13 protein-coding genes are annotated in these 11,984 nt (G+C 31.2%); 9 read left to right on the top strand and 4 right to left on the bottom strand.

Going from position 1 to position 11,984, the window contains the following annotated elements:
• Positions 1-35: 35 nt before the first annotated feature.
• Genes B2989_RS06785 through B2989_RS06760 form a run of 6 tightly spaced genes read left to right on the top strand, consistent with a single transcriptional unit; the run spans position 36 to position 3,483 of the window.
• Positions 36-587 carry a hypothetical protein gene (locus B2989_RS06785; RefSeq protein ID WP_145000857.1) on the top strand — a complete coding sequence of 184 codons (552 nt, stop codon included), beginning with the start codon at positions 36-38 and terminating at the stop codon, positions 585-587.
• 19 nt (positions 588-606) lie between these two features.
• The gene (locus B2989_RS06780) at positions 607-939 is read left to right on the top strand and encodes a hypothetical protein (protein ID WP_292946339.1); all 333 of its coding nucleotides are present in this window, start codon (positions 607-609) and stop codon (positions 937-939) included.
• 4 nt (positions 940-943) lie between these two features.
• A complete protein-coding gene (locus tag B2989_RS06775; protein ID WP_292946336.1) occupies positions 944-1,312 on the top strand; it encodes a cupin domain-containing protein in 369 nt (122 codons plus the stop codon).
• Between the two features lie 5 nt (positions 1,313-1,317).
• Positions 1,318-2,157, top strand: coding sequence for an alpha/beta hydrolase (locus B2989_RS06770; RefSeq protein WP_292946333.1), 840 nt, complete (start codon positions 1,318-1,320; stop codon positions 2,155-2,157).
• A gap of 6 nt (positions 2,158-2,163) precedes the next feature.
• Positions 2,164-3,057 carry a 23S rRNA pseudouridine(2604) synthase RluF gene (gene rluF, locus B2989_RS06765; protein WP_292946330.1) on the top strand — a complete coding sequence of 298 codons (894 nt, stop codon included), beginning with the start codon at positions 2,164-2,166 and terminating at the stop codon, positions 3,055-3,057.
• Positions 3,058-3,060: 3 nt separating this feature from the next.
• The gene (locus tag B2989_RS06760) at positions 3,061-3,483 is read left to right on the top strand and encodes a VOC family protein (RefSeq protein ID WP_292946327.1); all 423 of its coding nucleotides are present in this window, start codon (positions 3,061-3,063) and stop codon (positions 3,481-3,483) included.
• Positions 3,484-3,807: 324 nt separating this feature from the next.
• Here the strand turns inward: B2989_RS06760 and B2989_RS06755 are convergent, their stop codons facing one another.
• The 4 genes from B2989_RS06755 to B2989_RS06740 form a co-directional block, all read right to left on the bottom strand.
• Positions 3,808-4,509: a TIGR02206 family membrane protein gene (locus B2989_RS06755; RefSeq protein WP_292946324.1), complete on the bottom strand. Its 702-nt coding sequence runs from the start codon at positions 4,507-4,509 to the stop codon at positions 3,808-3,810.
• A gap of 43 nt (positions 4,510-4,552) precedes the next feature.
• Entirely contained in the window at positions 4,553-5,443 is an 891-nt protein-coding gene (locus B2989_RS06750; protein WP_292946321.1) for a bifunctional 5,10-methylenetetrahydrofolate dehydrogenase/5,10-methenyltetrahydrofolate cyclohydrolase, read from the bottom strand.
• Between the two features lie 50 nt (positions 5,444-5,493).
• On the bottom strand, positions 5,494-6,822 hold the full coding sequence (gene ffh, locus B2989_RS06745; protein WP_292946318.1) for a signal recognition particle protein: 1,329 nt from the start codon (positions 6,820-6,822) through the stop codon (positions 5,494-5,496).
• A gap of 196 nt (positions 6,823-7,018) precedes the next feature.
• On the bottom strand, positions 7,019-8,032 hold the full coding sequence (locus B2989_RS06740; protein ID WP_292946315.1) for a hypothetical protein: 1,014 nt from the start codon (positions 8,030-8,032) through the stop codon (positions 7,019-7,021).
• 134 nt (positions 8,033-8,166) lie between these two features.
• On the opposite strand from B2989_RS06740, the gene B2989_RS06735 reads away from it, so the two are divergent.
• The 3 genes from B2989_RS06735 to B2989_RS06725 all read left to right on the top strand — a co-directional run bounded on the left by B2989_RS06735 (position 8,167) and on the right by B2989_RS06725 (position 11,918).
• Positions 8,167-8,682, top strand: a complete 516-nt coding sequence (locus B2989_RS06735; RefSeq protein WP_292946312.1) for an RNA polymerase sigma factor — start codon at positions 8,167-8,169, stop codon at positions 8,680-8,682.
• 67 nt (positions 8,683-8,749) lie between these two features.
• Positions 8,750-9,649, top strand: a complete 900-nt coding sequence (locus B2989_RS06730) for a FecR family protein (RefSeq protein ID WP_292946309.1) — start codon at positions 8,750-8,752, stop codon at positions 9,647-9,649.
• Positions 9,642-11,918: a TonB-dependent receptor plug domain-containing protein gene (locus tag B2989_RS06725; protein ID WP_292946306.1), complete on the top strand. Its 2,277-nt coding sequence runs from the start codon at positions 9,642-9,644 to the stop codon at positions 11,916-11,918. The genes B2989_RS06730 and B2989_RS06725 overlap by 8 nt, the downstream gene beginning before the upstream one ends.
• Positions 11,919-11,984 lie beyond the last annotated feature (66 nt).

The raw sequence follows: 11,984 nt of genomic DNA, 5'->3' as shown, positions 1-11,984 counted from the left end.
TTCGCTTAAGCGGAAACAAAACCAATATAACCTCAATGAAAAAAACAATAGTAACCTTAGGTCTTTTAGCTGTGCTAGTAACGTCATGTAACAAAGCTGCAGATCCATATTTAGTGCAAAACCAAAATATTGGATTATTAACAGACTCAACCCAAGTCAAGGATTTAAAAACTATCTTTATCAACGACTCAGTAATAAGTCCAATTGCTGGAGACGAGTTTACAGGTGCTTTAAATACTATTGAAATTTACGAAAAAGGAGGTAAACACCTATTAAGCATAACACCAAAACAAGCATTAGACTCTACTGCTACAATCTCTAGTATCAAGATAAAAGACTCGAGATTTAAAACAGACAAAGGGATAACTAGCAATAGTACTTTTGGAGATATTAAAGCAAAATATACTATTACAAGCATTCAAAATTCATTTAAAAGTGCTTCCGTTTTTGTTAAAGAAAGCGATGCGTTTTTCTTAATTGATAAAAATGAATTACCATCAGAGTTTAGATTTGATATGAACAAAAAAATAGAGGAAGCAAACATACCAGAAACCGCTAAGATTAAACACTTTATTTTAGGTTGGTAGATATAATATTAAAGCTAAAATGAATACCAAGAATTTACCTAATGACATTATAAAATGGTGGGAAAGTAAACGATGGCTATTTAACTTACTAAATGCTTTATTTGGTATTATAGGTTTAATAAGTTTTGCTGACTATTTTCAAATAGAAGAAGCTATAGGACTAGTTATCTATATTGTAACAGCAAACGTCTTGTATTCCTCAGGAATGCTTTTAGAAATTGCTGATTTTTATTATTTTAATAACAAATTAGGTGTCAATAAAATTAGACTTTTACTTTTAACATTAGGACTACTATTTTCATGTGGTATAACAATACTTGGCGTGATTATACATTACGCTGCTAATTTTTAATAAAATGAAAGAAAAAAAATATAAAATCCAAAACAGCCCATTTGTTGTACCAACAACTGATGGTAAAGTTATTGAAGAGCACTTTGGGTTAGCCACAGATGGTAATAAAGATATTAGTATAGCACATATGATTGCTCCAGCAGGTTGGAGTGAACCTTTTCAAACACCAGCTTTTGATGAGTACACTTATATTATTAAAGGTAAAAAACAGTTTATTATTGATGGAGAAGAAATAATACTTGAAGCTGGACAATCCATTAAAATTGAAAAAAATACACGTGTACAATACTCCAATCCTTTTACAATTGCTTGCGAGTATATTGCTATTTGTACTCCAGCATTTTCAATGGATTTAGTAAACAGAGAAGACTAAAAAAAATGAAAAAGAAAATCGCAAAAGTACTTCCTAAAATAATTGGTAACGGTTTAAATGCGGTTAGTTATGTTGCACCTAAATTTGCTAGCGCAAAAGCATTAGACATTTTTGCAACACCTAGACAAGGACGTTTTAAAGACAAACATCAACCGTTTTTAAATACAGCTAACCAATACACTTTAAACTATCAAGACCACACCATACAAACTTACCATTGGATAGGTACAAAAAAAACCATCTTACTTGCACATGGTTGGGAAAGCAATACTTTTAGATGGAAAAAATTAGTGGAAGCTTTAAAGGATTTAGATTACAATGTGGTATCCTTAGATGGTCCTGCTCATGGTAAATCTAGTGGTACACAGTTTAATGCTATTTTGTATTCCGAGTTTTTAAATGTTGTTGCAAAACATTACAAGGCTAACGTAATTGTTGGCCATTCAGTTGGTGGAATGGCATCTGTGTTTTTTCAACATAAATACCAAAATGACGCTTTACAAAAAATGATTTTGCTTGGCGCACCTTCAGAGTTTACAAATGTTTTTAAAAACTATGTTAACATGTTAGGGTTTAATAAGCGCATTGAAAATGGACTAAATCAGCTAGTTTTAGAACGTTTTAATTATATGCCTTCACATTTCTCGGCAGCTAAATTTTCAAAAGAAATTAATTTAGAAGGACTTATAATCCACGATAAAGGTGATAAGATTATACAATATGACGAGGCTGAGCTAATTTCATCTAACTTTAAAAATTCAACATTACTAACTACAGATGGTTTTGGTCATGGATTACGTGATGATAGCGTAAACAAAGCTGTTATTAATTTTATTAAAGCATAATATATTTTGGAAGAAAAATTAACAAGACTTAATAAATACCTTAGCGAAGCTGGTTTTTGCTCGCGTCGTGAAGGTGATAAATTAATTGATGCTGGACGTGTTACAATTAATGGCGTTGTACCAGAAATGGGCACAAAAGTAAGTCCAAGTGATGTTGTTGCTGTCGATGGTGAAATTATTAAAAACAATACTGACAAGCCAATTTACCTTGCTTTTAATAAACCTGTAGGTATTGTATGTACCACAGATACCTCTGTTGAAAAAGACAATATTATAGATTATATAAACTATCCAAAACGTATTTTTCCTATTGGACGTTTAGATAAGTTAAGTGATGGATTAATTTTTATGACCGACGATGGTGATATTGTAAACAAAATTTTACGTGCTAGTAACAATCACGACAAAGAGTATGTTGTGACTGTAGACAAGCCTATATCACAAACCTTTATTAACAGAATGGCAAGTGGTATTTATCTAGAAGATTTAGATCGTACGACTAAAAAATGTTCGGTTAAAAAAATAGACTCGCATACCTTCAGGATTATTTTAACACAAGGTTTAAATAGACAAATTAGGCGTATGTGCGAATATTTAACCTATGAAGTGACCTCTTTAAGACGTGTTAGAATCATGAATATTAAGTTGGATGTTCCTGTTGGAGAATACAGAGAATTTACAGAAAAAGAGCTAAAAACACTGCATTTGCTTTTAGAGGATTCGACCAAGATACACGAAGCTAAAATAGCAAAAGACAGTCCCTCTAGATCTAATAGACCTGTTAAAGACACACCAACTAAAGACAGAGCCAAACCAAAAGATCAACCTAGTAGAGAATCTTCTAAAGGAGAGCGACCTAATCGTGAACGACCAATTAGAAACAGACGCAAAGACCATTAAATAATGAGTACAGTATCACCTTTTCATTTAGCCATTCCTGTTTACAACCTAGAGGAGTGTCGTCTGTTTTACAGAGATGTTTTAAACTGCGAAGAAGGAAGAAGTAGCGACCATTGGGTAGACTTTAACTTTTTTGGTCACCAATTAGTAATTCATTATAAACCTAAAACTAACGACGTTGAAACTGCAAATCAAGTGGATGGTAAGCATGTACCAGTACCACATTTTGGTGTAGTTTTAGATTGGGACGCTTTCGCGGAATTTGAAGCGCATTTAAAAAATAAAAATATTCAGTTTATTATTGAACCTTATGTTAGATTTGAAGGTTTAGTTGGCGAGCAAAAAACAATGTTTTTTAAAGACCCTTCTGGTAATGCCTTAGAGTTTAAAACATTTAGAGATCAGTCACAGTTGTTTGCAAAGTAACTTTCACTGGGTTTAGTTTAGGCAAACCCAACTAGTATTATAAAATTTACACCTCACAGATTTTAAAAACCTGTGAGGTCTTTTTTTACACTCATGCTTTCCAAAACTGACTATAAAAATTGTCAGTTTTTAATAATTTTTGAAGTAATAATCTATTATTGTTTAGTTAACAAAATCTTTTCAGTGGGTAAAACTTAATCTGCTAAACCAGTTTGTTGTAATGGAGTAACTTGTGCCTTACAGCTATAAAAAGTTAAGATAAATAAACCTAAAATTACTATTCTTTTTTATTATAAGTGATATTCATATATGCTGTTATTGTTCTTATTTAGTGTTATAATATTTGTTAGACCAAAAAAAAGGCACGTAAATAAGCAAAAACAATGGTAATAAAGCTAATTGAACTATAATTACATAATTTGGCCAATCACCCAACAAATCTAGTACTGATCCAGAAAGTGGTTTATTATTTAAATAAGAATAGTTGGCATCCAACAGGTAGTTAATTACCATAATTATCAAAACATAAACCTGCAGTACTACAAAAGATTTAAATACACTTTTAAATTTTGGTCGCATTTTTAAGACCACTATAGCATAGGCTATAATTGTTAAAAGCCCAAGATGAACAATCCAATACCTTATATAATCATAACTAGGAAATCCTACCTCAATATCTGGAGTAATAACGCCTTGCGATGTACCTACTATGGTCCAAAATAATAAGATTTCGAAGAGTAAAAATCGTCTTGTTAAAGTGAATATAAATATAAACAAAGCCATAAAGCTACATAAAAACAAGGGTAAATCTGTTTGTAAACTGTAACCACCTTGTCCAATTTTATACAAATGAAAAATAGCCATAAAACCAGACACAAAAATACCTAAGCCTTTAAATACTTTAAACTTTAGATGATCTGATTGTGTTTTGATTAGATAAAATAAAAACCAACACAAAATTACAGCCACAACTATTGGCAGAAGATGCTCTAAACTTCCAAACTGAACACGAGATAGTATTTGCATAAAAAAACCTGAAATGATTAATTTCAGGTTTAAAAATAAGTAATTAATTTTTATTAGATTTTCTGTGACGTTCTCTAGCTAATAAAGTGTTTTTTAATAACATGGCTATAGTCATTGGTCCTACTCCACCAGGAACAGGTGTGATGTGACTAGCTTTTTTACTAACATTTTCAAAATCAACATCACCAGTTATACGGTAACCTCTTTCTTTAGTGTCGTCAGGTACTCTAGTAATACCCACATCTATAATAACAGCATCATCTTTTACCATTTCTGCTTTTAAAAAGTTTGGTACACCTAACGCAGAAATTATAATGTCTGCTTGACTTGTAATTTGTGTAATATTTTTAGTGTGACTATGTGTTAAGGTTACTGTACTGTTACCAGGAAACCCTTTACGACCCATTAAAATACTCATAGGACGACCAACAATATGAGAACGACCAATAACCACTGTGTGCTTACCTTTAGTGTCTACGTTATATCTGTCTAACAATTCTAAAATACCAAATGGTGTTGCTGGAATAAAGGTAGACATGTCTAATGCCATTTTACCAAAATTCATTGGATGAAACCCATCCACATCCTTATCTGGATGCACAGCCATTAAAACTTTTTGTGTATCTATTTGTTCTGGTAATGGTAACTGAATAATAAAGCCATCAATATCAGGATTATTATTAAGCTCGTCAATTTTATCTAACAATTCAACTTCACTGGTTGTATTAGACAATCTAACCATAGTAGATTCAAAACCAACACGCTCACAAGCTCTAACTTTACTTCCTACGTAAGTCAAACTTGCACCATCGTTACCTACAATAACTGCTGCTAAATGAGGAACTTTTTCGCCATTAGCTTTCATCTTGTCGACTTCCGCTTTGATTTCGTTTTTAATATCGTTGCTGACTTTTTTACCGTCTAGAATTGTCATATTTTATAGTTGTGTGTGTTAGTTAATTATATAAAATAAAAAAACATGAGTTACCTCATGTTTTTCATTGCATTCATCATTGCTTTTCCTTTTCCACCTTGCATCATTTTCATCATCTTACTCATTTGATCAAATTGCTTCAGTAATTGGTTAACTTCTTGAACCGAAGTACCAGATCCTTTACCAATTCGTTTTTTACGACTAGCATCAATAATAGATGGATTAGTACGCTCTTTAACTGTCATCGAGTGAATAATAGCTTCGATACCTTTAAAAGCATCATCGTCTATATCTATATCTTTCATCATTTTTCCAGCACCAGGAATCATTCCAATAAGGTCTTTCATATTACCCATTTTCTTGATTTGCTGAATTTGCTTTAAGAAGTCGTCAAAACCAAATTGATTTTTAGCGATTTTCTTTTGTAATTTTCTAGCTTCTACCTCATCAAATTGTTCCTGAGCACGTTCTACTAAAGAGACAACATCTCCCATTCCAAGAATACGATCTGCCATACGTGAAGGATAGAATACATCAATCGCTTCCATCTTCTCTCCTGTACCAATAAACTTAATTGGTTTATTTACTACAGATTTAATAGATATTGCTGCTCCACCACGTGTATCTCCATCTAATTTTGTTAAGATAACACCATCAAAGTTTAAAACATCATTAAAGGCTTTTGCTGTATTTACAGCATCTTGACCTGTCATAGCGTCTACTACAAATAATGTTTCTTGTGGTTGTATTGCTTTGTGAATATTAGAAATTTCTTTCATCATCGCCTCATCCACAGCTAAACGACCTGCTGTATCAATAATAACGACGTTATGTCCATTTTGCTTTGCATGCGCAATACCTGCTTGAGCAATAGCTACTGGATCTGTGTTTCCTTTATCACTATAAACATCAACTTTTATTTGATCTCCTACAACGTGTAACTGATCAACAGCTGCTGGACGATAGACGTCACACGCAACTAATAAAGGTTTTTTAGTTTTTTTGGTTTTTAAAAAGTTGGCTAATTTACCAGAAAAAGTAGTTTTACCAGACCCTTGTAAACCAGACATTAATATAATAGTTGGTGTACCAGACATGTTTATGCCTTCTACATCTCCTCCCATTAATTCAGTTAATTCGTCTTTAACGATTTTAACCATTAATTGTCCTGGTTGTAACGTTGTTAATACGTTTTGACCTAGTGCTTTTTCTTTTACTCTATTAGTAAATTCTTTAGCAATTTTAAAGTTAACATCGGCATCTAAAAGTGCTCTACGTACTTCTTTTAGGGTTTCGGCAACGTTTACTTCTGTAATGCTACCATGTCCTTTTAGTACGTGTAACGCTTTATCTAACTTTTCGCTTAAATTATTAAACATAATTTTTTCTGTTTTTAAGAAGCACAAAAATAGCAATTTGAAGCGTATTTACGAAGTTTCATATATAAATAATTCCATAAAAAAAGGCTACTAAAATTAGCAACCTTTTAAACATGATAATAATTAACTTAACTAAAACTAAATTTTTAATAGTTAGACTATCTAATGACTATATTATAATTATGTGATTATTTAATTATGTGCAGTCTTCAACTGTTATAACTATTGTAAATATTTGATATATATCAGGATTACTATATTGCGCTACCCTAACGTAAATGGTCTGCGGATTTGTAACATTTGTAAAGGTCGATGTCAATGAATTGGTGTTATTAACAGCATCATCATAAGATATATGATAACTAATACCAACATTACTTTGATCGCAATCTTGATAAAATTCATCTAAATTAAAAGTCTCTATTAAATCTCCATCCGCATCACAAATAGTGAGATTTATATCTTCAAAACAGCTAAATGGGTTTGGACTGCAATTTTGGGTCAATATGAGTTCTGAATCTTCCTGTTCTAAAACTAATTGTTCTGATTCACATTGTACAACTTCCCATTGTCCATTATAATTGTCTAATCCGCTAATTGTAATAAACACATACACATTCCCATCTATAGTCGTAATATCCCAAGTACCATTAAATAACATATCGCCTTCGTATAAAACAGTTATGTTATTATCTTCCTGAAAATTAAAATGGGTCAAGTAAGGTGAAAACCCATTTATTGTTGGTAACTGATCACAATCCATTAAATAATTAGCTATAGCTGTTTGGGTACAAGAACTTACACTGTCACAGCTATTACCTTCTAAGGTTATACTAGATTGTAAGGCTTGATTAGAATTTACTACAATTTGTTGCTCATCAGGTAAAACCATGGTGATAGGAAAGTTTAAACTAGCTACAATAGAGGTTTCTAACGTTTGCAAAAATAAATACAATGCTTCATCATTATCTATAGTTACGATATCTGCTAACTGGAAATCTGCATCATAAATGGAAACAGTCAATGGAAATTCAAAATCCAAACAATTAATATCTTCATCCAATGCAATTGTGCTAATTAAATTGAATAACGTAGAATTATATTCTAGTGTTTCACTTTGTTGATCAACACTATTAATAGTTTCATTTTGACAATTAAAAAATAAGCCAAACACTAATAATAGTTTAAAAAGAGGTTGTTTAAATTTCATTAAAATCACATATTTAATACACTAGTAGTCAGTATATGTTTTACATTGTTTCAAGTATAAAACAGTTGTTTATTTAAAATACCTACCTGATTATCAAAAAAAATAGTTCTATTTTGTAGTACTTTAATAAAATTATGTCAAAACAGTTATATAAAAATATTTGTGATAAATCCCGATTCGAGGCATTTTTTAAAAAGCACGCAAAAAGCTTACATAGCTTTTTATATTACAAGTTTGGAGACCGTTTAAATCCAGAAGACAAAACCCAAGAAGCTTTTATAAAGCTGTGGGAAAATTGTAAAAAAGTAAGTCCCGATAAAGCTAAAAGTTATGTTTTTACAATTGCAAACAACTTAATGCTAAATGAGGTTGCACACCAAAAAGTAGTCCTAAAACACCAACAGACAAAAACAACACATCAAACCAATTTATCTCCGGAATTTTTAATGGAAGAAGATGAATACCGTCAAAAGTTAGAAAAAGCTATAGCTAATTTAACTGAAGCACAACGGGTTGCCTTTTTAATGAATCGTGTGGAAGGTAAACGTTTTAAAGAAATTGCTGCACTTTTGGACATTAGTACCAAAGCTGTAGAAAAACGCATTTATGGTGCCTTAAAAAAATTAAGACAAGAAATAGATGGGTTATAAATTTTATTTTTTTACCCTAAGGGTAGGAATTTTCCGGATGGTCTTGTTATATAGTTAGATTAAAGTTATGAATAAAGAAGCACTAATATTAAAATGGTTGGACAACGACCTAACTCCTCAAGAACTTGAAACGTTTAAAGCGCTTGAGGACTATGAGGCTATAGTAAAATTATCTAATTACAGTCAAGGTTTTAAAGCGCCAGAGTTTAACACTGACCAGACTTTACAAACAATACTTACCAGTATTGAACAACCGCCAAAAAGACAAACTAATTGGCTATCTCCTTTACTTAAAATTGCAGCTATTTTAGCAATATGTTTTGGCGCCTATTATTATACCACAACGTTAGACACCACTATTAATACATATTATGCAGAAAAGTCATTAATACAACTACCGGACAACTCTGAAGTTAATTTAAATGCCTTATCCAAAATCACTTATAATCCAAAACAATGGACAGACAATACACGCAGCCTTAAATTGGAAGGTGAAGCCTTTTTTAAAGTTAAAAAAGGAAGCACCTTTAATGTTGTTACAACATCAGGAATAGTAACCGTTTTGGGAACAGAATTTAATGTTAAGCAACGTCAAAATTATTTTGAAGTTACCTGCTATGAAGGCTTAGTTAATGTGACTTTTAACAGTACTGAAACCAAATTAAAAGCAGGAGATTCCTTTTTAATAATTAATAACAAACCTATTGAGCGGTTAACTTTAAATGCAAAAAAACCAGATTGGTTAAACAGTCTAAGTAGTTTTATTAGCGTACCTTTAAGCGAAGTTTTAGACGAGTTTGAAAGACAGTATAATGTAAAAATTGATGCTAAAACGATTAAACAAGACGAATTGTTTTCGGGTAAGTTTACACACAATGACATTAATATAGCATTACAGTCCATAACACAACCACTACAATTACGCTATAAAAAAGTTAACAAAACCATTATTTTAACGCGTGAATAAATCGTTAAAAAAGACCCTATTATTAATTATTGCATTAGCCTTTAGCTTTTCTTTTTATGCCCAAAATAAAAAACTCCCTTTATTAGATGTCCTATCTACCATAGAGTATCAGTATAAAGTTAGTTTTTCTTATGCAGACAAAGTTATTAAGGGTGTTTTTGTGACGTTTGATAGCAAGGATTCTTTAGATGATATGTTATCAAAAATAGAACTCGAAACTGACATAAAATTCAACAAATTAGACGACCATTTTATTACCGTTACAGGCAATATAAATGGTTTTTCTTTTCAAAAATTAGACGAAATTACTATCTCTAATTACTTAACCACTGGTATAGACAAAAACAAATCTGGTCATATAACCATATCACCAAAATCCTTTGAAATTTTACCTGGTTTAATTGAACCTGATATACTACAAACCATACAAGCCATACCTGGTGTTTTAAGTGTAGATGAAACCGTATCTAATATTAATGTTAGAGGAGGAACACATGATCAAAACCTTATTTTATATGACGGAATAAAAATGTATCAATCAGGACACTTTTTTGGATTAATATCGGCTTTTAATCCGTATTTAACAAAACACGTCTCTGTTATAAAAAATGGAACAAGCGCACGATTTGGTGACGGAATTAGTAGTATGATTGACATGAAATTATCGGATAATATAGATGCCGATTTTAGCGCTGGAATAGGCATAAATATGATTACTGCAGATGGTTTTGCTATTATACCATTAACACCAAAAACACAACTACAATTAGCAACTAGACGTGCTATTACTGACCTACTAAATACACCAACGTATAATCAATATTTTAAACGTGTGTTTCAGGACTCTGAAGTGTCTAACACAGAACATTCGTTTAAAGACAATCAAACCTTTAGGTTTAGTGATATCTCATTAAAACTCTTACACAATATTACAGAAAAAGATAAATTACGTTTTACATTATTAAGTGTATTTAATCAATTAGATTTTGAGGAGTCCTCAAATAGTGATGCCTCAGTAAATAACAGTAATCAACTAAAACAACAAAACAGAGCATCTGCTATACAATATCAACATATTTGGAATAACAAATTCAACACCACAATTAAAGGGTATTACTCAAATTACGATTTAAGATCTTCGGACTATGATATGGCAAACAACCAACGTTTAATACAAGAAAATAAAGTAGTTGATACTGGTTTTAATATTGATGCTTACTATGATTTTAATACCTCTTTTTCAATTAATGGAGGTTATCAATTTAACGAAGTTTCGGTAAGTAATTTAGAAGAAACAAATGACCCTTTTTTAGATGTAAACCTAAAGCGAAGCTTAACAGCACATAGCGTCTATGCCGAAACGATATTACAATCCAAAAACAAAAAATCTTTAATTAAACTAGGGTTTCGTCATAATTACTTCAAAAATTTTAAAATAGGTGTTTTAGAACCAAGGTTACATATTAGTCAACGCTTTTTAAAACATTTTAGAGCCGAACTTTCAGGTGAATATAAAAGTCAAACCACTTCACAGTTAATAGATTTACAAAACGACTTTTTAGGTGTAGAAAAGCGTCGATGGGTTTTGGCTAACAATAATACCATTCCAATTCAAAAAAGTAAGCAGTTAGGTTTAGGGCTAACTTATAATAAAAACAAATTATTATTAAGTATTGAAGGCTATTATAAAACGGTTAATGGCGTGACTACCCGAAGTCAAGGATTGCAAAACCAATATCAATTTATTAATGTTAATGGAGGTTATGATGTTAAGGGTATTGATGTATTAGCCAACAAACAAATTAACCGTTTTAGTACATGGATAGGCTATAGTTATAGCAATAATAATTATACGTTTAAAGACTTAAATAACAGTAACGCTTTCCCTAGTAATTTTGATATAAAACATCAAATTAATTATGGTAGCACGTATAGTTGGCAACAACTAAAATTAGCTTTTGGTATCAATTGGCATTCTGGTAAACCTTACACGCAAGTCAATGACAATACGCCTATAATTAATAACACTATTAATTATAATGCACCAAACAGTAGTAGGTTAAGCTCCTATATTAGAGCAGATCTATCTGCTACATATCAATTTAAACTAGGCGAAAATAAAGCTGTTGTTGGAGCGTCTGTATGGAATATTCTTAACAGAGAAAATATACTAAACACCTATTATACTATTGATAATAATAAAGTCACTACTATTGAAAACACATCATTAGGGATAACACCAAATGTTAGTTTTAGAGTTTCGTTTTAGTTTGACTTTCTGAAAAAAATCCTATAATTTCGTTAACTCTTATAATAGTCTCTATAATTTTATGAG

The sequence above is a fragment of the Olleya sp. UBA1516 genome, assembly GCF_002323495.1.
Taxonomy (GTDB): domain Bacteria; phylum Bacteroidota; class Bacteroidia; order Flavobacteriales; family Flavobacteriaceae; genus Olleya.
The sequence above is the reverse complement of the archived record's forward strand: the minus strand, read 5'-3'. Positions and strand labels throughout refer to the sequence as shown.

What these genes read in the sequence shown, in the direction of transcription:
- B2989_RS06785 (WP_145000857.1), top strand. Translation starts at nt 36, where the DNA reads ATGAAAAAAACAATAGTAACCTTAGGTCTTTTAGCTGTGCTAGTAACG.
- B2989_RS06780 (WP_292946339.1), top strand. Translation starts at nt 607, where the DNA reads ATGAATACCAAGAATTTACCTAATGACATTATAAAATGGTGGGAAAGT.
- B2989_RS06775 (WP_292946336.1), top strand. Translation starts at nt 944, where the DNA reads ATGAAAGAAAAAAAATATAAAATCCAAAACAGCCCATTTGTTGTACCA.
- B2989_RS06770 (WP_292946333.1), top strand. Translation starts at nt 1,318, where the DNA reads ATGAAAAAGAAAATCGCAAAAGTACTTCCTAAAATAATTGGTAACGGT.
- B2989_RS06760 (WP_292946327.1), top strand. Translation starts at nt 3,061, where the DNA reads ATGAGTACAGTATCACCTTTTCATTTAGCCATTCCTGTTTACAACCTA.
- B2989_RS06755 (WP_292946324.1), bottom strand. Translation starts at nt 4,509, where the DNA reads ATGCAAATACTATCTCGTGTTCAGTTTGGAAGTTTAGAGCATCTTCTG.
- B2989_RS06750 (WP_292946321.1), bottom strand. Translation starts at nt 5,443, where the DNA reads ATGACAATTCTAGACGGTAAAAAAGTCAGCAACGATATTAAAAACGAA.
- ffh (WP_292946318.1), bottom strand. Translation starts at nt 6,822, where the DNA reads ATGTTTAATAATTTAAGCGAAAAGTTAGATAAAGCGTTACACGTACTA.
- B2989_RS06740 (WP_292946315.1), bottom strand. Translation starts at nt 8,032, where the DNA reads ATGAAATTTAAACAACCTCTTTTTAAACTATTATTAGTGTTTGGCTTA.
- B2989_RS06735 (WP_292946312.1), top strand. Translation starts at nt 8,167, where the DNA reads ATGTCAAAACAGTTATATAAAAATATTTGTGATAAATCCCGATTCGAG.
- B2989_RS06730 (WP_292946309.1), top strand. Translation starts at nt 8,750, where the DNA reads ATGAATAAAGAAGCACTAATATTAAAATGGTTGGACAACGACCTAACT.